General features: G+C 70.9%; 22 protein-coding genes. 19 read left to right on the top strand and 3 right to left on the bottom strand.

Going from position 1 to position 25,040, the window contains the following annotated elements; translation table 11 throughout:
* Nucleotides 1-193: 193 nt before the first annotated feature.
* The 9 genes from ACZZY9_RS05525 (at nt 194) to ACZZY9_RS05485 (ending at nt 7,226) form a co-directional block, all read left to right on the top strand.
* A complete protein-coding gene (locus tag ACZZY9_RS05525; RefSeq protein WP_463463302.1) occupies nt 194-1,639 on the top strand; it encodes an MFS transporter in 1,446 nt (481 codons plus the stop codon).
* Nucleotides 1,640-1,706: 67 nt separating this feature from the next.
* The gene (locus tag ACZZY9_RS05520; protein WP_463463301.1) at nt 1,707-2,618 is read left to right on the top strand and encodes an ABC transporter substrate-binding protein; all 912 of its coding nucleotides are present in this window, start codon (nt 1,707-1,709) and stop codon (nt 2,616-2,618) included.
* Nucleotides 2,615-4,330: an aspartate/glutamate racemase family protein gene (locus ACZZY9_RS05515; RefSeq protein WP_463463300.1), complete on the top strand. Its 1,716-nt coding sequence runs from the start codon at nt 2,615-2,617 to the stop codon at nt 4,328-4,330. The genes ACZZY9_RS05520 and ACZZY9_RS05515 overlap by 4 nt, the downstream gene beginning before the upstream one ends.
* Before the next feature lie 55 nt (nt 4,331-4,385).
* Nucleotides 4,386-5,060, top strand: coding sequence for a GntR family transcriptional regulator (locus ACZZY9_RS05510; RefSeq protein WP_463463299.1), 675 nt, complete (start codon nt 4,386-4,388; stop codon nt 5,058-5,060).
* A gap of 172 nt (nt 5,061-5,232) precedes the next feature.
* Entirely contained in the window at nt 5,233-5,847 is a 615-nt protein-coding gene (locus ACZZY9_RS05505; RefSeq protein WP_463463298.1) for a TetR/AcrR family transcriptional regulator, read from the top strand.
* Complete coding sequence (locus ACZZY9_RS05500) at nt 5,844-6,212, top strand: DMT family transporter (protein ID WP_463463297.1); 369 nt, start codon at nt 5,844-5,846, stop codon at nt 6,210-6,212. The genes ACZZY9_RS05505 and ACZZY9_RS05500 overlap by 4 nt, the downstream gene beginning before the upstream one ends.
* Nucleotides 6,212-6,526 (top strand): DMT family transporter, encoded by a 315-nt coding sequence (locus tag ACZZY9_RS05495; RefSeq protein WP_463463296.1) that lies wholly within the window; start codon nt 6,212-6,214, stop codon nt 6,524-6,526. The genes ACZZY9_RS05500 and ACZZY9_RS05495 overlap by 1 nt, the downstream gene beginning before the upstream one ends.
* A 33-nt stretch (nt 6,527-6,559) precedes the next feature.
* A complete protein-coding gene (locus ACZZY9_RS05490; protein ID WP_463464643.1) occupies nt 6,560-6,928 on the top strand; it encodes an NAD(P)H-binding protein in 369 nt (122 codons plus the stop codon).
* Nucleotides 6,929-6,980: 52 nt separating this feature from the next.
* A complete protein-coding gene (locus ACZZY9_RS05485; protein WP_463463295.1) occupies nt 6,981-7,226 on the top strand; it encodes a DUF4287 domain-containing protein in 246 nt (81 codons plus the stop codon).
* Between the two features lie 74 nt (nt 7,227-7,300).
* Here ACZZY9_RS05485 and ACZZY9_RS05480 read toward each other — a convergent pair whose 3' ends face one another.
* Both ACZZY9_RS05480 and ACZZY9_RS05475 read right to left on the bottom strand, forming a co-directional pair.
* Nucleotides 7,301-8,575 (bottom strand): DUF3500 domain-containing protein, encoded by a 1,275-nt coding sequence (locus ACZZY9_RS05480; protein ID WP_463463294.1) that lies wholly within the window; start codon nt 8,573-8,575, stop codon nt 7,301-7,303.
* 313 nt (nt 8,576-8,888) lie between these two features.
* Complete coding sequence (locus tag ACZZY9_RS05475) at nt 8,889-9,317, bottom strand: hypothetical protein (protein ID WP_463463293.1); 429 nt, start codon at nt 9,315-9,317, stop codon at nt 8,889-8,891.
* Between the two features lie 249 nt (nt 9,318-9,566).
* Between ACZZY9_RS05475 and ACZZY9_RS05470 the strand changes: the two genes are divergently transcribed.
* The 3 genes from ACZZY9_RS05470 (at nt 9,567) to ACZZY9_RS05460 (ending at nt 13,392) form a co-directional block, all read left to right on the top strand.
* On the top strand, nt 9,567-10,823 hold the full coding sequence (locus tag ACZZY9_RS05470; protein WP_463463292.1) for an FAD-binding protein: 1,257 nt from the start codon (nt 9,567-9,569) through the stop codon (nt 10,821-10,823).
* Entirely contained in the window at nt 10,816-11,787 is a 972-nt protein-coding gene (locus ACZZY9_RS05465; RefSeq protein WP_463463291.1) for an aldose 1-epimerase family protein, read from the top strand. Before ACZZY9_RS05470 ends, ACZZY9_RS05465 begins: the two co-directional genes overlap by 8 nt.
* Before the next feature lie 63 nt (nt 11,788-11,850).
* Nucleotides 11,851-13,392, top strand: coding sequence for an LCP family protein (locus ACZZY9_RS05460; RefSeq protein ID WP_463463290.1), 1,542 nt, complete (start codon nt 11,851-11,853; stop codon nt 13,390-13,392).
* Nucleotides 13,393-13,474: 82 nt separating this feature from the next.
* Here ACZZY9_RS05460 and ACZZY9_RS05455 read toward each other — a convergent pair whose 3' ends face one another.
* Nucleotides 13,475-13,792 carry a hypothetical protein gene (locus tag ACZZY9_RS05455; protein WP_463463289.1) on the bottom strand — a complete coding sequence of 106 codons (318 nt, stop codon included), beginning with the start codon at nt 13,790-13,792 and terminating at the stop codon, nt 13,475-13,477.
* 484 nt (nt 13,793-14,276) lie between these two features.
* Between ACZZY9_RS05455 and chvE the strand changes: the two genes are divergently transcribed.
* From chvE to ACZZY9_RS05420, 7 genes are all read left to right on the top strand, one after another.
* The gene (chvE, locus tag ACZZY9_RS05450) at nt 14,277-15,404 is read left to right on the top strand and encodes a multiple monosaccharide ABC transporter substrate-binding protein (protein ID WP_463463288.1); all 1,128 of its coding nucleotides are present in this window, start codon (nt 14,277-14,279) and stop codon (nt 15,402-15,404) included.
* Nucleotides 15,405-15,519: 115 nt separating this feature from the next.
* Nucleotides 15,520-17,049: a multiple monosaccharide ABC transporter ATP-binding protein gene (gene mmsA, locus ACZZY9_RS05445; RefSeq protein ID WP_463464642.1), complete on the top strand. Its 1,530-nt coding sequence runs from the start codon at nt 15,520-15,522 to the stop codon at nt 17,047-17,049.
* Nucleotides 17,036-18,304 carry a multiple monosaccharide ABC transporter permease gene (gene mmsB, locus ACZZY9_RS05440; RefSeq protein ID WP_463463287.1) on the top strand — a complete coding sequence of 423 codons (1,269 nt, stop codon included), beginning with the start codon at nt 17,036-17,038 and terminating at the stop codon, nt 18,302-18,304. The genes mmsA and mmsB overlap by 14 nt, the downstream gene beginning before the upstream one ends.
* 105 nt (nt 18,305-18,409) lie before the next feature.
* Nucleotides 18,410-19,447: a LacI family DNA-binding transcriptional regulator gene (locus tag ACZZY9_RS05435; protein ID WP_463463286.1), complete on the top strand. Its 1,038-nt coding sequence runs from the start codon at nt 18,410-18,412 to the stop codon at nt 19,445-19,447.
* A complete protein-coding gene (locus ACZZY9_RS05430; RefSeq protein WP_463463285.1) occupies nt 19,444-20,454 on the top strand; it encodes an LLM class flavin-dependent oxidoreductase in 1,011 nt (336 codons plus the stop codon). The genes ACZZY9_RS05435 and ACZZY9_RS05430 overlap by 4 nt, the downstream gene beginning before the upstream one ends.
* Before the next feature lie 77 nt (nt 20,455-20,531).
* Nucleotides 20,532-21,611: a helix-turn-helix transcriptional regulator gene (locus tag ACZZY9_RS05425; RefSeq protein WP_463463284.1), complete on the top strand. Its 1,080-nt coding sequence runs from the start codon at nt 20,532-20,534 to the stop codon at nt 21,609-21,611.
* A 176-nt stretch (nt 21,612-21,787) separates the two neighbouring features.
* On the top strand, nt 21,788-24,952 hold the full coding sequence (locus tag ACZZY9_RS05420) for a S8 family serine peptidase (protein ID WP_463463283.1): 3,165 nt from the start codon (nt 21,788-21,790) through the stop codon (nt 24,950-24,952).
* Nucleotides 24,953-25,040: the final 88 nt, after the last annotated feature.

Genomic DNA, 25,040 nt, shown 5'->3' with positions numbered 1-25,040 from the left:
CAAGCGTTTGGGATACCGAAAAGTCATTCAGGCGTGGAGGCGTCTGCGCTTCTCGCCGTAGAGCCGGGGTCGAAACATAGCGTATTGTCTTCGTAACCCGTCGGAAACGGTGTTTGGGATACAAAGTAGGGGTCCAGTGGAACTGACGATCATGCCGGTGTCCACTCCAACCCCTTCTGCTGTGGAGTCGCTCATGACTGCTGTATCCCGTACCACCGCACCCTCGTCGTCATCGCATCAATCCGTCGCCTCCGTCCTCGACTCGATCGGATTCACCGGCGCGCAGTTCTGGGTGTTCCTGCTGATCCTCGCGGGGGAGTTCTTCAACACCCTGGAGCAGAACTCCGTCGGCGCCATGGGCAGCCATCTGAAGGACTCGCTGCAGATCGGCGACATCCAGCTCACCGGCATCAACACGGCGACCGTGATCGGCGGACTGATCGGGCGCCTCCTGGCCGGCTATCTCGCCGACAAGCACGGTCGCCGGTTCTCACTGAGTCTGAACCTGCTCATCTACACGCTGGGCGGACTGCTGAGCGCGGTCGCCATGAACTACGAGTGGCTGCTGGTCAGCAGGCTCATCGTCGGCATCGGGATCGGCGGGGAGTTCATGATCGGCATCGTCATGCTCTCCGAGATGGTCGCCACGCGATTCCGCGGGACGGCGATCGGCATGATCAACGTCGGCGCCGGGGGGCTCGGCAACTTCATCAGCTACGGACTGTTCCTGCTGCTGCTCGGCCCGCTCGAGATCTCGCTCGGCGGTCCCGACTACGTGTGGCGCTGGACGTTCGTGATCCTCGCCGTCCCCGCCCTGTTCGTCGTCCTCTATCGACGGCGGCTGCCCGAGACGCCGCGGTTCCTCCTCTCGAAGGGTCGCGTGGACGAGGCGAACCGGTCGCTGGCGATCCTCGCGTCGAACTCGCTCCGCCCGTCGGACGCCAAGCCGCCCGTGCAGCTCTCTCCCGAGGATCTGCCTCCCATGCCCGTCCATACCAGCCCCGCAGCCGTCTTCCACCGACTCGTCCTGCGCCGCACCGTCTCGCTCGGCGTCGCGTCGTGGATGGCGTTCGGCTCGCAGGTCACCCTGAACTTCCTCATGCCGACGCTGCTCGTCGAGCGGGGATACACCGTCTCGCAGAGCCTGCTCTACACGATGATCATGAACATCGGATCGCTGCTCGGTGCGACGACGGCAGCCCTCATCGCCGGTCGCGTCGGTCGACGGACGGCGGTGACGACCGCCGGTGTGCTGGGCTGCGTCACGGCCCTGGCCTTCGCGGCCTTCGGGAGCGGGACCGGCGCGATCCTGGTTCTCGGCGCGTTGTTCCAGTTCTTCACGATGGTGACCAACACGACCCTCGCGACGTGGACGGCCGAGGTCTTCCCCACCGCGATCCGCGCCTCCGGAGCCTCGATCGTGAACGGAATCGGCAACATCGCCGGAGCCGTCATGCCGTTCCTGGCCGTCGCCCTCTACGGGTCGTACGCCTTCGCCGGGGTCTTCGGCCTCGCCGCCGTGATGTACGCCGTCCTCGTCGTCGCCTCCCGTTTCGCCCCCGAGACCCGCGGGCGCTCCCTCGAGGACGTCAACGAGAAGACCCTGCTCACCGAGAGGGCCCCGGCCCCGACGGCGTGACACCCGCCGGTGTCGCGGGCCGACGACACCACCGGAACCACCTCGAGAACCACCAGAAGGAGTCCCCATGGACAAGCTCATCGTCACCGCGACCGCCAACGGTCTGAACTACCTGCCCGAGTACGTCGCCGACGTCGGCGGTCTCTTCGCCCAGGCCGGGCTGGAGGTCACGGCCCATGCCCGCGACCCGTGGACGGGCGTGCTCGACGACCTCGAATCCGGTGCGGCCGACGTGGCCCTCGGCGGCCTGTGGGTGCCCGGCATGTACGCCGGGATGGACCGGAAGGTCACCGTCGTCGGGCAGCTCAACCACCGATTCCCGATGACGATCGTCGCCCGTGACGCCGTGGGCCCGGTGGGGCTCGACTGGCTCGCGGGCAAGATCGCCCTGGCACCGGGTGCCGGTGGCAGTGCGCCGTACGAGTTCACCGCGGGTCTCATCCGCGAGGCGGGGCTCGACCCCGCCGCCACCCGATGGGTCCGGGACCTGTCGACGGCGATGATGATCGAGCTCTATCAGGGTGGACTCGGCGACGCGATCGTGCTCGACCTGCTGTCGGCCTCCGAGCTCGTGGCCGCCGGTCACGGCACCATCGTCTTCAGCCACCTCGACGAAGGCGGTGTCATGCCCAACAGCGTCTACTACGTCCGCACCGACCGGGTCGACGAGCTCGCCGACAAGGTCGAGCGCTTCGTGGGAGCGGTCGAGCTGGGGATGACGAAGATCACGTCGGGCGATGCCGACGACGAGATCGCCGCCGTGCTCGCCGCGCGCTGGCCCGCGAAGGATGCCGCCCTGCTCCGCGCCGCGGTCGATGCGATGGCCACCGGCGGTGTCTGGGACACCACCGTCATCGATCCCGACGCGTCCGACCGATGGATGGGCATCCTCCTCGACGCGGGACTCGTCACCCACGCACCCACGCTGACCGAGCTCACCGGTGGGCACGCCGTCGAGGCCGTCGGCGCCGCCTCGTGACGCTCATCCTCGCCGCACCCGAGATCGAGGCCCTGCTCGCCGACGTCGACGTGATCGGAGTGGTCGAGGCGATCCACGTCGACCTCGGCACCGGGGCCATGACCCAGCCGTCGCCGAGCGCTCTCACGGGCGGGGACGACTCGATCCTCCTGCCGATGGCGGCACGCTCCGACCGCCTCGGGCTCGCCGCGGTGAAGCTGATGGCCGACATCCCTCGGAACATCGACCGGGGGCTGCCGACGCAGCGCTCGACGATCCTCGTGAGCTCCGTCGAGACCGGTGAGAGCGTCGCGGTGCTCGACGGGGCCATGATCACCCGGCTGCGGACGGCCGCCGCGTCGGCAGTCGCGACGCGTCACCTCGCCCGGCGCGGCCCCGCCGTCCTCGGGCTGGTGGGGGCGGGCAACCTGGCGGTCGCGCACGTGATGGCGCTCCGCACGGTCATGGAGCTCGACCGGCTCGTCGTCTGGTCCCGGTCGCCCGAGACGGTCGGACGGTTCGTCGACGCCGTCGCGGAGTTCGCGCCGGCCCTGACGGTCGATGTGGCCGCCGATGCCCGCGGCGTCGTGACGGCCTCGGACGTGGTCTGCACGGTGACGCCCTCGATCGACCCGATCGTGAAGGGATCGTGGCTCCGACCCGGCCAGCACATCAACGCCGTCGGCGCCCGACCCCGGCCCACCCATCGGGAGCTCGACGGTGCGGCCATGGGGCGGGGGACCCTCGTCGTCGACAGCGCGGCGACGTCGCGCACGAAATCCGGGGACCTGATCCAGGCGCTCCGCGAGGGTGCGCTGGGTGTCGACCCGCGCCTCCGGGAAGCTCGGAGAGGTCGTCGCGGGGATCGCGCCGGCACGGATCTCGCCCGACGAGATCACCGTCTTCGACTCCGTGGGCATCGCCGCGCAGGACCTCGCGGTCGCCGCCGCCGTCATCGACCTGGCCATCGCCCGCGGGGTCGCCGACGAGCGCCGTCTGGCACCCGTGGCGGTCCGAGCATGATCCGCATCGCGGTCGTCAACTGCAACACGACCGAGACGATGACCGAGACGGCCGCCGCTCGCGCTCGGCTGGCCGTCTCACCCGGAACCACCATCGTGGGCATCACCCCCACGTGGGGCGTCGCCTCGGCAGAGGGCTGGTACGACAGCTTCATCAGCGCGGCCGCCGTGCTCGACACCCTCGCCGACCTCCCCGCCGACATCGACGGGGTCGTCTTGGCCGGTTTCGGTGAACACGGACGCGAGGGTGCCCGCGAACTGCTGGACGTCCCCGTCGTCGACATCACCGAGGCCGCGGCGCACACGGCCATGCTCATCGGCCGGCGCTTCGGCGTCGTCACCACCGTGCGACGTGCCGTCGGGCAGATAGCCGACAGTCTGACGACCGCAGGGCTGGCCGAGCACTGCGTGGCGATCGAGGACACCGGCCTCGGCGTGCTCGAGCTCGAAGCGGACCCCGTCGCGACCGCCGACGCGTTCGTGGAGGCCGGGCTGCGGGCCGTCGGACGCGGTGCCGAGGTCGTCTGCCTCGGATGCGCCGGGATGGCGGGGCTCGAGGAGCACGTCCGTGAACGGCTCCCGGTGCCCGTCGTCGACGGCGTGGCCGCTGCAGCGACCCTGGTCGAGAGCCTCGTCCGACAGGGACTCGCAACGAGCAAGATCGGCAGTTTCGCGACTCCGTTCGTCAAGACGCGGACCTGGCCGTCGTAGCCGCGCGGCGCGGTTCGTGTTGAATGAGGTGCTCCCCGGACGAACGGACCTCACCTTGACAGCGATCACCTCCGAGTCCTCCCTGGCCGATCAGACGTACCGGACGCTGCGCCGTCGGATCATCCTCGGCGAGTACGCACAGGGCGCCCGGCTGGTCGAAGCGTCTCTGGCCGCCGACCTGGCGGTGTCACGCCTTCCCATCCGCGAGGCACTGCCTCAGCTGGAGAACGAGGGATTCGTGACGACCCTGCCCCGCCGGTCGTCTCGTGTCGTCGAATGGACGGAGGCGGACATCACCGAGCTGTTCGACGCTCGGCTCAGCCTCGAGACCCTCGCCGCGCGACTGGCGGCCCGGGCGGCGGCGGCCGGTGCCTCACTCGACCCCCTGCTGCAGGCGATGGACGACGAGCGCCGTGCACTCGACAGCCATGACTGGCTCCAGGTCGCGGAGACGTCGACGGACGTCCACGAGGCCATCGTCCGCATCGGCGGGAGCTCGCTGCTCGCCTCGCTCATGAGAGCAGTCACCGGACGCATGACATGGCTGTTCTATCTCACGTCGGCACGCGACCAGCGCCAGCAGTCCGACGAGCACCACGAGATGTTCGACGCCATCAGGTCGGGGAACGAACGGCTCGCCGAGTCCATCGCCTACACCCACATCGAGAAGGGGCGCGTCCCGTCGCTCGAGCTGGTGTCGGCGGGCGAAGCAGGTTCAGAGGCGTCCTGACACGGGGTCGTTCATCGGGACATCCTCTCGACGAGATCTCGCAGCCCAACGTGACGGTCGAGGCCGAGCAGCTCGGGGTGCGGATCATCGGTCAGCCACTGCCTTGATCTTGTGGAAGCCTTCGGTGGACACACAGTTGGCCAGGTGGCCAAATGCGCGTAGGCTCGCGGTCATGACCCCGCCCCGAGAGCACCGTCCGCAGGACGAGCGCCGCCGCCAGCTGATCGAGGCGGCCGTCGCCGTCATGACCGCCGACGGGGTCGCCGCGGTCACCACCCGGGCCGTCACGACCCGCGCCGGCCTGCCGCACGGGTCGTTCCACTACTGCTTCGACTCGAAGGCCGACCTCTTCTCGGCGATCCTCGGCCAGGAGCTCCGCGCCTCCCTCGTGGCCGCGTTCGACCCGCCGGCCGAGCCCACGCCTCCCGTGGAGCGCATCGCCCTGGGGCTGCAGGCGAGGCTCGACCTCGTGGCGGCCCGGCCAGACCACGCGCTCGCCCTCGTCGAGCTCACCGCCCTGTCGCACCGCGACCCCGCGCTCCGTCACCTGGCCCGGTGGGAGCAGGAGGAGTACCGCCGGGAGGTGACCCGCAACGTCGACCGGTGGACCGCCTCCGACGGGCTCCGGTGGTCGGCTCCGACGAGCCAGGTCGCGGCGCTGCTCATCGCGGTCGCCGACGGGGTCGCCACCGCCTGGCTCGCCGACCGCGACGACGAGGCCGCCCGCGCCTCCGTCGGCCTCGCTGCCCGGGCCGTCGCGTCCCTGCTCGACGGGAGCGGGTCGTGACCTGGCTGTGGCTCGCCGGTGCGATCGCCGTCGAGGTCACCGCCTCTCTCGCCCTGCAAGCCGCCGTCGACGCTCCCGGCTGGTACGCCCTCGTCGTGGCCGGATACCTCACGGCATTCGTCTGCCTGACCCGCGTCCTGAAGGGCGGCATGGCGATCGGCGTCGCCTACGGCATCTGGGGTGCCGCAGGCGTCGCGTTGACCGCCGTGATGGCGTCGATCCTCTTCGGACAAGCACTCACCGGGGTCATGATCCTGGGCCTCGTGCTCATCGTCGCAGGTGTGCTCCTCGTCGAGCTCGGGTCTCAACGAGCACATGCGTCACGCGCTGCAGCTGCAGCGCTGCGCCACGAGGGGAGCATCTGATGGGCTGGGTCCTGCTGTCGATCGCGATCGTGTTCGAAGTCGTGGCCACCGTCAGCTTGAAGCTCGCCACCGACGGTAGGAAGCGCTGGTACGTCGTCGTCGGGATCGGCTACGTCACCGCGTTCTCGCTCCTGGCCGGAGCTCTCTCGCTGGGCCTGCCGATCGGAGTCGCCTACGGCGTCTGGGCCGCCACCGGTGTAGCCCTCACGGCGATCATCGGGCGCCTCCTGTTCAAGGACCCCCTCACCTGGCTCATGGGAGCCGGCATCGCCTGCATCATCGCGGGCGTCTTCCTGATCGAGCTCGGGCACTGAGCCCCGCTCTTCGCCCGGGATCGGCTCGTCGGCCTGGCTCCGCGGGCGGGCTCGGGCGCCAACGGCGACCTCACCGACGCCTCCACCCTCACCGCGGTTGTCGACGGCATCGACGCCGTCGTCTTCACCCACGGCGACGACAGCAACGGCGAAGCGGTCAACTACGGCGCCGTCCGGAACATCCTGCAGGCGCTCGACGGGCGTCCAGTTCGCATCGCTCTCATGACGACGGTCGGGGCGACCGTCCGGCACCCCGGCTCCGAGTGGAAACGCCGAGGCGAGCATCTCGTCAGGGCCAGCGGCAACCGGTACACGATCGTCCGGCCCGGCTGGTTCGACTACGACGAGGCGGACCAGCTGCAGATCACCATGCGCCAGGGCGACACCCAGAGTCGCTCATGAGGCTGATCCTGGAAGCTCGGGCGATCGAGTGGTGTGCCCTAGTGTCTGATGCATGCCGACGACGCGAGTTCTCGATCCGGGCCCGCCCGCCGACGGGTCGAAGCCGAAGGGGCCCGCCTCGTACTTTCCGAGCATCGAGAAGACGTACGGGCGGCCCGTTCAGGAGTGGCTCGACCTGGTGAATGAGCGGCTCGACGCCGAGGCCCACATGGCTGTCGTGGCGTGGCTGAAGTCCGCCCATTCGATGGGGCATGGACATGCGAACGCGCTCGTCGCTTACGTCCGAGCTGCCCGCTGAGAGGACCCTCGCACGCCGTGTTCCGCGATGACCTCGTAGCCCGAAGCGGTGGTGTCCTTGTCGGTCTGATCCGCCTAGTTGCTCGGCGGGGTTCCGCCGTCCATCGGGCCGCCGCCGGCCGGGGCTCCGCCGCCCATGCCGCCGGTCGCTTCCTGCTGCTCCACGCTGTTCGCGTAGTCGTCGGTCGGGTCGCGGTAGATGGTGTGCACGTGGCCCCAGCCGGAGGTCGTGACGCCCTCGACGTCGGCGCCGGCGGAGCCCTGCTGGGCCTGGAACGAGACGTAGACGTTCGGGCCCGAGATGGAGAAGTTGATGCCGTCGCCCTGGGTCATGTCGTAGGTGGTCTCGCCGGACCAGGCGATGACGGTGTCGTCGAGGGTGGCCTCGATCTCGGCGCGGGTGGTGGCCGCGCTCTCGGCGTCGGCCATGCCCGACCAGTTCGCGATCAGGTCGAGCAGCAGCTCGCGCTGCTCGTCGGTGAGGTCGGCGCCGGTGAGGCCTGTGCCGGTGGGGTAGTCGCAGGTGCTGCCAGGGGCGCAGCTGGTGACCTCGCCGGAGGTGAGCGTCGTCTGCTGCTCGGCGGTGAGGGAGTCGTAGAACGCGAACGCGTCGGTGTAGATGCCGTCGAAGGGCTGCACGTCGGTGCCGTCGGCCGTGGTGTAGTCCGCGGGCTGGACCCCGAGGTGGGTGGGTGCGAAGGTGATGGCGTCGGCGGTGCCGTCGAGGGTGGCGTTGATGCCGAGGTGGTGGCCGCCGAACTGGACCTCGTAGGCGGAGGTGTCGGAGGCCTCGCCGAAGACGGCGATGTAGTACTGACCCAGGGACGCCTCGGTGCTGCTGCTGTTCTCCAGCAGGTACTGGTCACCGCCGATGATGCTCGACACGGTCTCGTACGCGTCGTCGCTGAGGAGTGCCTCCATGACCTGCAGGGCGGCGACCTGCTGCTCCTCGGTGAGGTCGGCGACGTTCAGGCCGGCCCGCTCGACGAAGGTCACGGGGAAGTTCGACCACGACGTCGTCTTGGTCTCGTCGTCGTAGTCGTACGTCGCGGCCTCGACCTGCTCGTCGGAGAGGGTGGCGAGGAACGCCTCGACCGCGGCGGTGGTGTTCGTGATGGTCTCGGCGGTGGTGCCGGCGTCGGACTCGGTCACCTCGGTGGCTGCCGCGGCGACGGTCAGGTCCCCAGTGGCGCTGCTGGTCGTGGTGCCGGTCCCGGTTCCGGTCGATGAGGAGGTGGTGGCGGCTGCGCAGCCGCTGAGGAGGAGGCCTCCTGCGAGGAACAGGCTCGTTCCCAGGAGGATCTTGTGGCGGCGGCGCGGGCGCTCGGTGGGGTCCGTGTTCTTCGTCATGGGGATGACCGTAGGTACGGCACCTATGCCAAGCCGATGGCATTCCTATGGACGACCCATGGAGACGGGTGCGCGCCGCTTCGGGCGAGGCGCCCTGTAGCCTGCGGCCGCCGACCGCCTGGGGCGGTGCGCGCGTGCCGAACCCGACAGATTCGGCCAGAACCGGCCCGAGAACCACGCTGATCGCGTCTCGGAGACGCCATCGGTCGCGATTTGCACGGTAGGTGGGCCGTACGACCTGCGCATCAGGCGGGTGCCGCGGTCCCTGCGGACAGTGGGGGCGGACAGCGGGGGCGAACGACGGAGCGGGCGATCAGCCGGCGAGGCCGCGGTACCGGGCGGGGATCGGCGGGACGCGCAACCAGGAGGCGCGGCGCACGCCGTCGGGCGACGTCCAGTCGACGAAGACCGTCCCGAGCGAGACCAGGGCGGCGAGCGACTCGGGCGACGCGACGCCCACCGACGATCCCCGGCGCAGGCGCGCGGTGCCCACGGTCGAGTCGTCGGGCAGGCGGACCTCCACGAGCCGGGGGTCGTCGCCGCCGATGGACCGCAGCACGAGGCAGCTGCCGGTGGGCACCGAGCGGTCGCCCGAGGCCTGCGGCTCGTCGAGGTAGGTGAGGTAGAAGCGGGGGGCCCTCCGGAGGCGCGGGGCGCGTTCCGGACGGATCCTCCCGAGGGTCCGCGGGGCCCGGTGGACGACGGCGGACGGCTGATCCGTGCCGGATGCGGTGGTGTCCATCGTGATCGTCCCCTGGTCGTCTCGGTCGCCGGCGTTCCCTCGCGTGGCGTCCCGTTCCAGACAACCCGCTCGCGGTCGATCGGACCATGCCCGCCCCCTCCCCAGTGAGGGGGGTCGCACCTCCCCAGTCCGGGGGGTCCGCCGCGTGTCGTCCCCGGGTCGCGTCGCGCGTGGGGCGCGCATGTGAGCGCTCACTCCGAGACGCGTCGAGGTCTAGAGTTGACGGGCAACCGAGCCGAAGGAGTCCCGATGCACAACTGGGCCGCCAACGTCGAGTACTCGACGACAGACCTGCGCCATCCCACCACCGTCGACGAGGTGAGCGCCGTCGTCACCTCCTCCCGCAGGGTGAAGGCCCTCGGCTCGCGGCACTCGTTCAACCGGGTCGCCGACACCGACGGCACTCTCGTGTCGCTCGACCGGCTCGACGTGCCGATCGAGCTCGACGCCGAGGCGGGCACCGTGCGCGTCGGGGCGGGCACGACCCACGCCGTCCTGGCCGCCGAGCTGCAGCGGCACGGTCGCGCGCTGCCGAACCTCGCCTCGCTGCCGCACATCTCGGTCGCGGGTGCCGTGCAGACCGGCACGCACGGCTCGGGGGTCGGCAACCCGGCCCTGTCCGCCTCCGTCGCCGCCGTCGAGATCGTCCGGGCCGACGGCTCGCTCGAGGTCGTCCGACGCGGCGACGACGCCTTCGCGGCCTCCGTCGTCGGGCTGGGCGCTCTCGGGGTCGTCACCGCCCTCGTGCTCGACACGGTGCCGACCTTCGACGTCGTGCAGACGGTCCACTCCGCTCTGCCCTGGCGGACGGCGCTCGACCGCTTCGACGAGGTGGTCGGCAACGCCTACAGCGTCAGCCTCTTCACGCGCTACACGGGCGACTCCGTCGACCAGGTGTGGTCGAAGTCCCGCGTCGGAGACCCGGTCGGCCTCGACCTCGCCGACCTCGGTGCCGTGCCCGCCGAGGTCGCCGTGCACATGCTGCCCGACACCGCGGCCGACGCCGTCACGCCCCAGCTCGGCGTGCCCGGCCCCTGGCTCGACCGCCTGCCGCACTTCCGTGCCGACTTCAGCCCGAGCGCGGGGGAGGAGATCCAGAGCGAGTACCTCGTGCGCGCCGAGCACGCCGTGGCCGCGATCGAGGCCCTGCGCGCCATCGGGCACCGCTTCGCCGACGTCCTGTTCGTCAGCGAGATCCGCACCATCGCGGCGGACGACGCCTGGCTGAGCCCGAGCGGCGGTCGCGCCAGCGTCGCGTTCCACTTCACCTGGCGGCGACTCGCCGACGAGGTCCTCGCGGTGCTGCCCTCCGTCGAGGAGGCGCTGGCTCCGTTCGACGCGCGCCCGCACTGGGGCAAGGTGGCTACGCTCGACCGCGCGACGCTGCGTGAGCGCTACCCGCGACTCGACGACTTCGCCGCGCACGCCCGTGCCGTCGACCCCGACGGCCGGTTCCGCAACGAGCACCTGTCTCGCACCGTCTTCGAAGAGGCCTCCCTTGTCTGACGCGACCCGCACCTCCTCGTCCGCCGCGCTCGCGGGGTCGGCCTCGACCCTGCCCGTCAGCGGCTCGGCGAGCACCATCGAGCACGGGCCCTACCGGGCGGAGATCGCCGGGGTCGGGGCGACGCTGCGCGCTCTGACGCACGAGGGGCGCGACCTCGTGGTGCCCTTCGGCGTCGACGAGGTCAGGCCGCTCTACCGCGGCGCGCTGCTCGCACCGTGGCCGAACCGCGTGGTCGACGGCACGTACGACGACGAGGGCGTCGAGCGGCAGCTGCCGATCACCGAGGCCGAGCGCGGTCATGCCCTTCACGGGCTGGTCCAGTGGGCCGAGTGGGCGGTCGAGCACCACACCCCCGACCGCGTCGTCCTGGCCACGCAGCTCGCGCCGAGCGACGGCTACCCGTACCGCCTCGACCTCCGGGTCGAGTACCTGCTCGACGACGACGGGCTGCGCACCACGGTGCTCGCGCTCAACGCCGGGACGGGTCGCGCCCCCTATGGCGTCGCCCCGCACCCCTACCTCGTGGCCGGCGACGGGCGCGTCGACGACTGGACCCTCACCCTCGCCGCCGACAGCTACCTCGAGGTGACCGACGACCGCCTGGTGCCGCTCGGCGTCCACGGGGTCTCCGAGCGCGACGGCTTCGACTTCCGAGAGGGGCGCCCGATCGGCGACCTCTTCGTCGATCACGCCTTCACCGACGTCGCGGCCGCGCCCGGCGGGCTGCAGGAGGCGCGGGTCACCGACGCGGACGGCCGCGGCGTCCGCATGACGTGGGGCCCCGAGCTGCCGTGGGTGCAGGTGCACACGGGCGACCGGCCCGAGCCCGAGAACCACCGCCGCGGGCTCGCCGTCGAGCCGATGACCTGCCCGCCCGACGCGTTCACGAGCGGCATCGATCTCGTCCGTCTGGGGCCGGGCGAGTCGCACGAGGCGGGCTGGCGCATCACGGCCATCGTCTGACCCGTCGGGTCATCCGCACGGGATCGTCAGGAACCCTCGCCGGTCGTCTGGTTACCATCGAGTGTGAGCAGACGACCCGGACGATACGACGAGACGACGCCCCACGAGGGCGGCGACGCCGCCGCGACGGACGGGCGCACGCCCCCGAGGCACGCGAGGGGCCGTCGCCGACGAGTGGTGGTGCTGCCCGCCGTCGCGGGTGTGATGGCCGGGCTGCTGCTCCTCACCGGCGGGTACGCGGCCTACAGCTACAACCGCTTCGTCGGCGGGGTCACGACCGTCGACGCCATCCCCTCGGCGGGCGGCGGGGGCGACGACAGCGACGACGTCGACGGCGTGGCCCAGAACATCCTGCTGGTCGGCGACGACCACCGGCCCGACAACGCCACCCCCGAAGAGCTCGCCCTGCTCAGCACGGAATCCGACGGCGGGGCGACCAACACCGACACGATGATCGTGCTGCACATCCCGGCCGACGGGGCGAGCGCCACCATGATCTCGATGCCCCGCGACTCGTACGTCGACATCCCCGGCTACGGCAAGAACAAGCTGAACGCCGCGTTCTCCTTCGGCAAGCAGAGCGGCGGCAGCGATGCGGCCGGCGCCCAGCTGCTCATCCAGACGGTGCAGAACCTCACCGGCCTCACGATGGACCACTACGTGCGGGTGTCGCTGATCGGCTTCTACCGCGTGGTCGACGCCCTCGGGCCGGTCGACGTGTGCCTCAACCAGGCGGCGGTCGACAGCTTCTCGGGGGTGAACCTGCCCGCCGGCGTCTCGACGCTCGACGCCAAGCAGGCGCTCTCGTTCGTGCGGCAGCGGCACGGGCTGCCCGGCGGCGACCTCGACCGGCAGGTGCGCCAGCAGTACTTCCTCAGCGTCGAGGCCCGCAAGATCCTCTCGGCCGGCACCCTCCTGAACCCCGCCAAGCTCGGCTCCGTGCTCGACGCCGTCAGCTCGTCGATGGAGACCGACGCGGGGCTCAACTTCCTCCAGCTCGCCAACCAGGTCAGAGACCTCCGACCCGAGAACGTCCGCTCGGCCACCATCCCGATCCTCGGCACGCCCACGGTCTACGTCGGCGGCAGCGCGCTGTCGGTCGTCGAGGTCGACGAGGGCGCCATGCCCGCCTTCATCCAGGGTCTCGTCGGTCCGCCTCAGGCGTACACCGACGCGACGGCGGCGGCTCCGGCCGACGTGTCGGTCAGCGTGGCCAACGCCAGCGGCGTGACCGGCGCGGCCACCGTGGCCACCGACGCGCTCGCCGCGGCGGGCTTCGTCACGGCGGCACCTGCCTCGGCCGAGTCGACGGCGGCCACGGTCGTCAACTACCCCGCCGGGCAGGAGGCCCAGGCGAAGGCCGTCGCGGCGTACCTGCCGGGTGCCGTCGCCGTGGCCTCGAGCCAGGTGACGAGCGTCACGGTCGTGCTGGGCACCGACGGCGTCACCGTGCAGGCCCCCGCGGCGGCTCCCGCTCCCGCTCCCGCCGAGACCGCGGCGCCCGACGCCCCCGAGACCGAGACCCCCGAGACCACCGCACCCGAGCCCGCCCCGAGCCCGTCCCCGGTGGGAACGAGCTACGCGGCCGGCGCCTGCATCAACTGACGACGGGCGCCGCTCGGGCGGAGTCGCGCCGAACCACGCGTCGGAGCCGGCCCCGCCGCCGGCCCGACGGCCGCCCCCGCGGCTAGGCGGGCATCTGCTCGTGGGCGACGGCGTCGATCTGCCACGTCGTCGCCGAGACGGAGCCGGCCGACAGCCGGTCCAACGCCCCCTCGAGCGCGCGTCGCGTGCGGCGTGCCGAGAGCTCGTCCCGCACCACCATGTCGAACCGCAGCATCTCGGTCGACTCGGTGAGCAGCACCGTGCCCGCGTCGGCGAGCTGCACGAGGTACTGGCCCTCGCCGACCCTGGCCGCCACATGCTCGGACAGCAGCCGCCGCGAGAGCCAGAACAGGCCCGCGGGGTCGTGCGCGGTGTGGACGGTGACCGTCGCGGTGATCATGCGCACACTGTGCCGTGCCTTCCGCTCAGCGACGTGAACGGCATGTGGCGAGCGTGTTAACCGCGCCGGGGGACAGTCGACTTGACACGCGCCTGCGCAGCGCGCATCATTGGCGAGCGCTCGGATGTGAGCGCTCACATTGGAAGCAGTCCCTGACGAAGAGGTCACCTGTGTACACCTGCATCACCACCCGACACGAGAGTCGCCGACCGCTTTCGGCGACCGTCTCATCCCCGCCCCCGTCCCGCGGCACGTCCTCGCGCCTCCTCGGCTGACGTCGGCCGCCTCCCGCGCGGCCATCGCATCCTCCCCGCCCCGCATCCCGGGGCGGCAGCGACCCGAGACGCCCGTCGTCTCGTCTCGCCACCCCGCACCCTCCTGCCCGTGTGACCGGTCACTCAGACCCGTCCGCAGAGTCACCCACCCCCTCCCACCGTCATCGACGACGTCGTCGAGATGACACGGACACCGAAGGAATCACACAGTGAAGAACAAGAAGCTCCTCTCCGGCATCGTCGCCGTCGGACTCGTCGCATCGCTGGCCGCCTGCTCGGGCGGCGGCCGCGGCGCCGACGCCGGCAGCGGCGACAGCGGCGGCGACAACTCGGGCGCCCTCGTCGGCGTCGCGATGCCCACCAAGGTCTCCGAGCGCTGGATCAAGGACGGCGACGCCGTCAAGAGCGCCCTGGAGGACAAGGGCTACAAGGTCGACCTCGAGTACGCCGACAACAAGATCCCCCAGCAGGTCCAGCAGGTCAGCAACATGATCACCAAGGGCGCCAAGGTGCTCATCGTCGCCTCGATCGACGGCGGCTCGCTGAGCGACCAGCTCGACTCGGCCGCCAAGGCCGGCATCAAGGTCATCTCGTACGACCGCCTCCTGACGGGCAACGAGAACGTCGACTACTACGTGTCGTTCGACAACTACAAGGTGGGCGTCGACCAGGCGACCAGCCTGCTGACCGGTCTCGGCCTCGCCGACGCCGACGGCGCCAAGATCGACGGCGCCGACAAGAAGACCATCGAGGTCTTCGCCGGCAGCCCCGACGACAACAACGCGACCTTCTTCTTCAACGGCGCGATGGACACCCTGAAGCCCTACATCGAAGACGGCTCGCTGACCATCGGCTCCGGCCAGGACCAGTTCACGCAGGCCGCCACGCAGCAGTGGGACCCCGCGACCGCCAAGGCCCGCATGCAGAACCTGATCGCCTCGACCTACTCGGGCGGAACCAAGCTCGACGGCGTGCTGTCGCCCTACGACGGCATCTCGATCGGCATCATCTCGGCGCTGCAGGGTGCCGGCTACTCCGACGCCGACCTCCCCGTCGTCACCGGTCAGGACGCCGAGGCCGCCTCGGTCAAGTCGATCATCGCCGGTCAGCAGTACTCGACCATCTACAAGGACACCCGTCAGCTCGCCGACCAGTCCGTGATCATGGCCGACGACCTCCTCACCGGCAAGACGCCCGAGACGAACGACGACAAGACGTACGACAACGGCGAGAAGGTCGTCCCGACGTTCCTCTTCCAGCCGACCATCGTCACGAAGGACAACTACAAGGAGGTCCTCGTCGACAGCGGCTACTTCACCGAGGCCGACCTGAAGTAGGTCCCTCCCGAGAACGCAGGAGGCGCGGCGCACCCGCACCGCGCCTCCTGCGCTCCATCGCTCCACCTCACCCCAGGCACGAAAGAAGGAACACGTGGCGAACACGATCCTCGAGATGCGCGACATCACGAAGACGTTCCCCGGCGTCAAGGCACTGCAGAACGTCACGCTGGAGGTCGAGCGCGGCCAGGTCCACGCGATCTGCGGCGAGAACGGCGCCGGCAAGTCGACGCTGATGAAGGTGCTGTCGGGGGTCTACCCGTCAGGGTCCTTCGACGGTCAGATCATGCTCGACGGTCAGCCCGTCGACTTCAAGAACATCAACGACTCCGAGGCCGCGGGCGTCGTCATCATCCACCAGGAGCTGGCGCTCAGCCCCTTCCTGTCGATCGCCGAGAACATCTTCCTCGGCAACGAGCAGTCCAAGGGCGGCTTCATCGACTGGAACAAGACCAACCTCGACGCGGCCGGTCTGCTGGCCCGCGTGGGTCTCCGCGACAACCCGGTCACCAAGGTGACGGACATCGGCGTCGGCAAGCAGCAGCTGGTCGAGATCGCCAAGGCGCTGTCGAAGAAGGTCAAGCTGCTCATCCTCGACGAGCCGACCGCGGCGCTGAACGACGACGACTCGGCCCACCTGCTCGACCTCATCAAGAGCCTGCAGGGCCAGGGCATCACGTCGATCATCATCAGTCACAAGCTGAACGAGATCAAGGAGATCGCCGACAAGGTCACGATCATCCGCGACGGCAAGACGATCGAGACCCTCGACATGCACGCCGGCGAGGTCTCCGAAGACCGCATCATCAAGGGCATGGTCGGCCGCGACCTCGAGAGCCGCTACCCGTCGCACGAGTCGACCATCGGCGACGAGCTTCTGCGCATCGAGGACTGGACCGTCCACCACCCGCTCGATTCGAACCGCGAGATCATCCACCAGGCCAATCTGAACGTGCGCGCCGGCGAGATCGTCGGCATCGCGGGCCTGATGGGCGCGGGTCGCACCGAGCTCGCGATGAGCGTCTTCGGCCACAGCTACGGCACCGGCATCTCGGGCACCGTCTACAAGCGCGGCGAGCCGATCAAGATCAACACGGTGAGCAAGGCCATCGCGGCCGGTATCGCCTACGCCACCGAAGACCGCAAGAAGTACGGCCTCAACCTGATCGACGACATCACGCGCAACGTCTCCGGCTCGGCCCTCGGCAAACTCGCGAACTGGGGTTTCGTCAACCGGTCCGAAGAGAGCACGGTCGCCGAGCGCTACCGAAAGAGCATGAACATCAAGGCGCCCAACGTGGCGGCTGTGACGGGCAAGCTCTCGGGCGGCAACCAGCAGAAGGTCGTGCTGTCCAAGTGGATGTACGCCGACCCCGACGTGCTCATCCTCGACGAGCCCACGCGCGGCATCGACGTCGGCGCCAAGTACGAGATCTACACGATCATCAACCAGCTCGCGGACGCCGGCAAGGGAGTGATCGTCATCTCGAGCGAGCTGCCCGAGCTGCTCGGCATCTGCGACCGCATCTACACCCTCTCGGAGGGGCGCATCACGGCCGACGTGCCGATCGCCGAGGCGACCCCCGAGTTCCTCCTGAAATACATGACCCTCGAACGAGAGAGCCCCGTCAATGAGCGCGCCTAGCCCCACCCAGGCCACCGACCCGAAGCCCACCGGCGGGTCGCCTTCGTCCCGTCAGCCGCAGTCCGGCTCCGGTGGCAACCCGATCGTCGGTGCGTTCTCGTACCTCGGCGGCCAGCTGCGCCAGATCGGCCTCTTCATCGCGCTGATCGTCATCGTGCTGTTCTTCCAGATCACGACCAACGGCATCACCCTGGCGCCGATCAACGTCTCGAACCTGATCGTCCAGAACAGCTACATCCTGATCCTCGCGATCGGCATGGTCATGGTCATCATCGCCGGTCACATCGACCTCTCGGTGGGGTCGATCGTGGCCTTCACCGGCGCCATGGCCGGCGTCATGATCACGCAGTGGGGTCTGCCCTGGCCCGTCGCCGTGGTGCTCTGCCTCGTGCTCGGCGGCCTGGTCGGCGCCTGGCAGGGGTTCTGGATCGCCTACTTCGGCATACCGGCGTTCATCGTCACCCTGGCGGGCATGCTCGCCTTCCGCGGTGCCGCCCAGATCGCCCTGCAGACGCAGCAGATCTCGCCGTTCCCCCAGGGGTTCCGCGACATCGGCTCCGGGTTCCTGCCCACGTTCGGCACGACCGGCTACGAGCCGCTCACCCTGGTGCTCGGCGCCATCGCGGCGGTCGCGCTGATCGGCACGGGCCTCCGCGGTCGTGCCACGCGGCGCAAGTACCAGCTCGAGGACGAGCCGTTCCTCTGGTTCGTCACGAAGCTCGTCTTCACGGTCGCGCTCGTCATGTACATCGGGTTCCTGCTCGCCAGCTACTCGGGCACGCCGATCGTCCTCGTGGTCCTCGCCGTCCTCGTCGTCGTCTACTCGACGGTCATGAAGAACTCGGTCTTCGGCCGCCACGTCTACGCCATCGGCGGCAACCTGCACGCGGCCGAGCTGTCGGGCATCAAGACCAAGCGCGTCACGTTCCTGCTGTTCGTCAACATGGGCGTCATCTCGGCCCTGGCCGGCCTGGTCTTCACCGGTCAGCTGAACCTGGCCAGCGGCAACGCCGGCAACGGCTTCGAGCTCGACGCGATCGCCGCCGTCTTCATCGGCGGCGCGGCGGTCACCGGCGGCATCGGCACCGTCACCGGCGCCATCGTCGGTGGTCTGATCATCGGCATCCTGAACAACGGCATGTCGATCCTCGGTGTCGGTACGGAGTACCAGTCGCTCATCAAGGGCCTGGTGCTGCTCGCCGCCGTCGCGTTCGACGTCTTCAACAAGCGTCGCGCCTCCTCGGCCACCAAGTAGCGAGAGCGACCCCCTCAGGAGGCGCGGTTCCCGATCACGGGAGCCGCGCCTCCTCGTCGTCCGGGCCCGTCCGACCCGCGAAACGAACAGACCTAGGATCATCACGTGGCAACCCTCTTCGACGTCGCGGCAGCGGCCGGCGTCTCGCACCAGACCGTCTCGAGGGTCGTCAACGGCGATCCGTCGGTGCGACCGGCCACGAAGGCGAAGGTCGACGCCGCGGTCGACGAGCTGAACTACCGGCCGAGTCTGGCCGCGCGGGCCCTCGCCAGCCGCAAGACGACCTCGATCGGCCTGATCAGCACCGGGTTCCCGTACTACGGCCCGTCGAGCACCATGCACGGCTTCAACGGCGCGGCACGCCGCGCGGGCTACCAGGTGTCGATGGCGACCCTCGACGTCGCCGACCGGAAGGGCATGCAGCAGGCCCTCGACGCGCTGCTCGGTCAGAACGTCGCCGCCCTCGTGCTGATCGCCCCCGACCCCGAGGTGCTGCGGGTGCTCCGCCGGGCCGAGGTGTCGGTGCCGCTCGTCACCGCCGACAGCGAGGCCGAGGCCGGGCACCACACGGTGTCGCTCGACCAGGTGTCGGGCGCGGAGTCGGCGGTCGAGCACCTCGCCGCGCTCGGCCACACCCGCATCGCGCACGTGGCCGGCCCCGAGGGCTGGATGGACGGCCGCGACCGCGAACGCGGCTGGCGAGGCGCCTGCACCCGGCTCGGGCTCGACCCGTCGGTGCTGCTGCGCGGCGACTGGACCCCCGGCTCGGGGCACCGCGTCGGCCGCGAGCTCGTCGACCGCGTCGCCGCCGGCGAGGTGACGGCCGTGTTCTGCGGCAACGACCAGATGGCGCTCGGCCTCGTGCACGCCTTCGCCGAGGCCGGGGTCTCGGTGCCCGGCGACGTGAGCATCGTCGGCTTCGACGACATCCCCGAGGCCGCGCACTTCCTGCCGTCGCTGACGACCGTGCGGCAGGACTTCGAGGCCCTCGGGCGTCTCATCATGACGACGGTCGAGGCGGTGCTGGCCGGCGACTCCACCCCGGTCGCGTCCCTCCCGACCGAGCTCGTGGTGCGGGGGTCGACGGCCGCGCCTCCGACCTCGGGCATACGCCGCGCCTCCTCGGTGTTGGCCCCCTCATGAGCATTCCCCTCTCGATCCTCGACCTCGCCCCCGTCGCCCCCGGAGAGACGGTGCGCGACAGCTTCGCGGCCTCCGTCGCGCTCGCACAGCAGGCCGAGGCGAGCGGCTACCGGAGGGTCTGGTACGCCGAGCACCACAACATGGCGTCGATCGCGTCGAGCGCCACGTCGGTGCTGATCGCCCACATCGCCAGCCAGACGAAGACCATCCGGCTCGGGTCGGGCGGCGTCATGCTGCCGAACCACTCGCCCCTGACCATCGCCGAGCAGTTCGGCACGCTCGAGACCCTGCACCCGGGCCGCATCGACCTCGGGCTCGGGCGGGCGCCGGGCAGCGACCAGGCGACCTTCCGGGCGTTGCGCCGCGACCCGGCGTCGTCCGAGCGGTTCCCTCAAGACGTCCTCGAGCTCCAGGCGTTCCTCGCCGGCGAGTCGCGCATCGCCGGGGTGCAGGCGGTGCCCGGCGGCGGCACCAACGTGCCGCTGTACATCCTCGGCTCGTCGCTGTTCGGGGCGAAGCTCGCGGCCGCCCTCGGTCTGCCCTACGCGTTCGCCTCGCACTTCGCGCCGAACGACCTGATCGACGCCGTGACCGCCTACCGTCGCGAGTTCCAGCCGTCCGAGCAGCTGGCCGAGCCCTACGTGATCGCGGCCGTGAACGCCGTGGTCGCCGACGACTCCGACGACGCCGACGCGCAGTTCGCCGTGGTCAAGCGTCAGCGCCTGCTGATGCTGCTGCGTCAGAGCGGTCAGATCGACGTCGCCCGCGAGTTCGACGACGCCGAGCTCGACCACCTGCTGCGCACCCCGGTGGGGCAGCACGTGCTGTCGATGACGACCTACACCGCGGTCGGCACCCCCTCCGAGGCGCGCGAGTACATGGAGCAGTTCGCCCGCACCGCGCAGGCCGACGAGCTGATCGTGGCCCACGCCGGGTCGTCGAAGGAGGCGCGGCTCAGGTCCGTCGCGCTGCTCGCCGACGCGATGCGGCTCACCCCCGCCGCGTAGGCCGCTCGCCTGCTGCGCTGCACTGGCCTTCGTCGGCGGGTGCAGAGGCGGGCGAGGGCGCGGCTAGGGTCGAGCGCATGAGTCTGCCCGAGCTCTCGGCGCTCGGCGTCGACGCGGTCGCCGCCGAGGTGTACGAGGTCGTCCTCGCCGAGTCCGACGGCGTCGGCGTCGACGCCCTCGTCGCCGGGCTGCCGCACCTCCAGCAGGCGGCGGTCGAGGCCGGTCTCCAGCGGCTCCGGGCGCTGGGGCTCGTTCACGAGAGCGCGCCGGGCGTCACCGCGCCGGCGCGCTGGGCGGCGGTCGACCCCCGGGTCTCGGTGCCGGCCCTCGTCGCGAGGCGGGCCGATGCGCTCGCCTCGGCCCGCGCCTCCACGGGGGTCCTCGCCGAGCTGTTCGACGAGACGCGTCGCCGGGCCGACCCGTCGGCGGCCACCCGCACGCTGGTCGGCGCCGCCGCAATCGGCGACCGGTACACGCGACTCGAGCTGACGGCGACCCGGTCGTTCGTCGCGTTCGACCGGCCGCCCTACGTCGTGGTCGGCAACGAGGGCACCGAGCGCACCGCACTCGCGCGGGGAGTCCGCTGGCGGGCCGTCTACACGATGGACAGCTTCGCGGCCGACGGACGCTGGCAGGGCGTCCACCGCCTGGGCGGTCACGGCGAGGAGGCGCGGCTCACCGACTCCCTCCCCGTCAAGCTCGCCGTCGCCGACGAGCGCATCGCCCTCGTCTCGCTCGGTCACGACCCCGCCGCCCCGGAGGCGCTGGTCACCGAGTCGCCGGCTCTCGTCGCGGCCCTCGTCGAGCTGTTCGAGCAGCGCTGGCGTGCCGCGGTGCCCGTGCCCGTCGACCGGTCCGCCACCGCGGGCGCCGGGGGAGCGGGCTCGGGGTCGCCCGACTGGTCGCTGATCGCCGCCCGGGTCGCCGACGAGAGCCGCCCGGCGGATGCCGCCGCGTCGCCGCGCCGCGGGCCGAGTCTCGAGGAGCGCGACCTGATCACCCTGATGGCCGCCGGCGCCACCGACGAGGTGGTCGCCCAGCGGCTCGGTCTCTCGGTGCGCACCGTGCGGCGCCGTGTGCACGACCTGTTCGGCGAACTCGGGGTGACGAACAGGTTCCATGCGGGGGTCGAGGCCGCGCGTCGCGGCTGGCTCTGACGTCGGCCACCTGGCGGACACGGTGTCCCCCGAACGGGTCACGGCAGGTTAACAATGCGGCATCGCACGGCCAGTGGCAGCTTTCGGCCACCACCCTCGCTTGAGGGTCAGATGAATTCTCAGGTAACTCTTACTCGACGACTTCGCCATGGGGGCGACAGCGTCGGAAGGCACCCGTGATCACTCCATCCGGCCCTCGTCGGCCGAAAGCCCCTCTCGCCGCGCTGCTCGCCTCCGGGCTCTTCGCGACCGCTCTCGTCGCCGGGGGAGTCGTCGCGCTCCCCGCGACGTCGGCCCTCGCCGCCGAGGGTCCGGCCGTCGTCGGCGACACGTCGTTCTCGGCGGGCAAGTACATCGTGACCCTCCGCGAGCCCGCGGCGGCCACCTACGAGGGAGGCACGGCGGGGCTCCCCGCGACGGCCACCCCCGAGGGCACCCGGCTCGACGCGCGCGCCGCTCCGGTGCAGAAGTACAGCGACCACCTCGAGGAGACCCAGGCGGACGTCGCCGCGGCGGTCGGAGCCTCGGTCGACGCCCACTACTCGGTCACGACGAACGCGTTCGCCGCCGACCTCACGGCCGACCAGGCCCGGTCGCTGGCGAGCGACCCGTCGGTCGCCGCCGTCTCGAAGAACGAGCTGCTGAAGCTGCAGGCCACGCCCTCGACCGAGTTCCTCGGTCTCGGCGACGCCCAGGGCGCGGGCGGCGTCTGGGACTCCCTCGGCGGCCGTGACGCCGCCGGCGACGGGGTCGTCGTCGGCATCATCGACTCCGGCATCGCCGCGGGCAACGCCTCGTTCGCGGGCGATCCGCTCGGCGAGGCGAGCGCCACCGAGCCTCACCTCGAGGGCTCGTCGACGGTCTTCCCGCGCGGCGACGGCGGGACCTTCCGGGGCGTCTGCCAGACCGGCGTGCAGTTCACCGCGGCCGACTGCAACACGAAGCTGATCGGCGCGCGCTACTTCGTCGACGGCTTCGGCGTCGGCAACATCGGCACCGAGGAGCAGGGCGAGTACCTCTCTCCCCGCGACGGCAACGGCCACGGCTCGCACACGGCGAGCACCGCGGCCGGCAACGCCGACGTCGAGGCCCAGGTCGCCGGTCGCGACTTCGGCACCATCTCGGGTGTCGCCCCCGCCGCGAAGATCGCCGCCTACAAGGTCTGCTGGGACGGCCCCGACCGCGTCTCGACCGACGACGACGGCTGCGCCACCCTCGACCTGATCGCCGCCATCGAGGCGGCGGTCACCGACGGCGTCGACGTCATCAACTACTCGATCGGCGGGGGCGGTGCGACCAGCACCTACTCGGCGACCGATCAGGCGTTCCTCGGCGCGGCCTCCGCGGGCGTCTTCGTCGCCGCCTCGGCCGGCAACGACGGCCCGTCCGAGACGACGGCCGACAACGCCGCTCCGTGGATCACCACGGTGGCCGCGAGCACCATCCCGAGCTACTCCGCCACCGCCCGCACGGGCGACGGCACCTCGTACCTGGGCGGCTCGATCACCGTGCCCGTCGGCGACGACGGCCTCACCGGCACGCTCGTCGACTCGCAGGCGGTGAAGCTGGCCTCGGCGTCGACCGCCGACGCCCTGCTCTGCACGCCGGGCACGCTCGACGCCGCGCTCATCCCCGACGACGCCGTGGTGCTCTGCGACCGCGGAGTGGTCGGACGCACCGACAAGAGCGCAGAGGTCGACCGGGTCGGCGGCATCGGAATGCTGCTGGTCAACAAGACCCCGAGCTCCGTCGACCTCGACGAGCACGTCATCCCGACGGTCCACGTCGACGCCGAGGGCTACACCGCGCTGCACGCCTACGCGGCGACCGAAGGCGCCACGGTGACGCTGCTCGACGGCAACCCCGAGGGTCTGCCCGAGCCCGCGACACCCCAGATCGCCGGCTTCTCGTCGCGTGGTCCGGTGACGGCCGACGGCGGCAACCTCCTGAAGCCCGACATCTCGGCACCCGGCGTCGCGATCCTCGCCGACGGCGCGAACGCCGCGGGCGAGGCGGGCTCGTACGAGTTCCTCTCGGGCACGTCGATGTCGTCACCGCACATCGCCGGTCTCGCCGCGCTCTACCTCTCGGCGACCGCGCACCCCGACTGGTCGCCCGACGAGGTCAAGTCGGCCATGATGACCACCGCGTACGACCTCGTCGGCCCGGACGGTCAGCCGAGTCGCGACGTCTTCGCCCAGGGTGCGGGTCACGTCGACCCGACCAGGTTCCTGGAGCCGGGGCTGCTCTACGAGAACGGCCCTGAGCAGTGGCAGGCCTACGTCGACTCGATCGACACGGTCGAGGGCACCGACTCGTCGATGAACCTCCCCTCGATCAGCGTCGGCTCGCTGGCCGGCACCGCGACGGTGACCCGCACGGTGACGGCGACCGAGGCGGGCAGCTACAACGTCGCCCCGGTCGAGATGCCCGGCGTCTCGGTCGAGGTGTCGCCCGCGACGCTGGACTTCGCCGCGGCCGGCGAGAAGAAGGAGTACACGGTCGAGTTCACCCGCACGACGGCGCCGCTCGACGAGTTCGCCACGGGCTACCTCACCTGGAGCGACGGCACGCACGACGTGCGGAGCCCCTTGGCCGTCCGCCCCGTGCAGCTCGACGCCGCGTCCGAGCTGGCCGGCGAGGGCGCGACGGGCGAGGCCTCGCTCGACGTCACGGCCGGCGACGCGCTGTCGCTGCCGCTGGCCGCGGAGGGGCTCGCGAAGGGCGCCGTCGTGACAGGCTCGGGCACCGCGGGCGGCGACCCCGCCCTCGTGCCGCTGACGATCGCCGAGGGCACGACGCACGGCCGGTTCGTGCTCGACTCCGCCGACGACACCGCCGACCTCGACCTGCTGCTCTACTCGGCCGACGCGGCGGGCGAGCCCGACACTCTGGTCGACTACGCGGCCACGGGATCGGCCGACGAGCAGCTCGACGTCGAGGCGCCCGAGGCGGGCTCCTACGTGCTGATGATCGACTTCTACTCGGGGGCCGGCGACCTCGGCTACTCGCTGACGTCGTATCTGCTCGATCCGGCCCAGGCCGTCGGCGACTTCTCGGTCGACCCCGCGTCGATCGAGGCGGCGCTCGGCGAGACCACCACGGTCACGACCTCGTGGTCCGGTCTCGACTACGACGCCAGCTACCTGGGTCGGGTCTCGTACGGCGACACGGGCACCGTCACCTACGTGACGGTCGCCTCCGGCGCCGAGCCCGAGCCCGAGGAGCCGCCCACCGACCCCGGCACGCCCGGCGGCGGATGGAACCTCGGGGCGATCATCGGCTGGATCTGGAACGCCATCGGCGATCTGATCCACCACTGGTGGCCGCGCTGGCGCTGAGCCTGAGGTCGCCCGCGCCGAGAACCGGTCGCGGACGGTGACCAGGAGGCGGTCCGCACCTTCCGAGAGGAGGTGCGGACCGCCTCCT

It is taken from the genome of Frigoribacterium sp. AC394, assembly GCF_979258095.1.
Note: the sequence above shows the minus strand (reverse complement) of the source record. Positions and strands in the feature narration are given on the sequence as shown.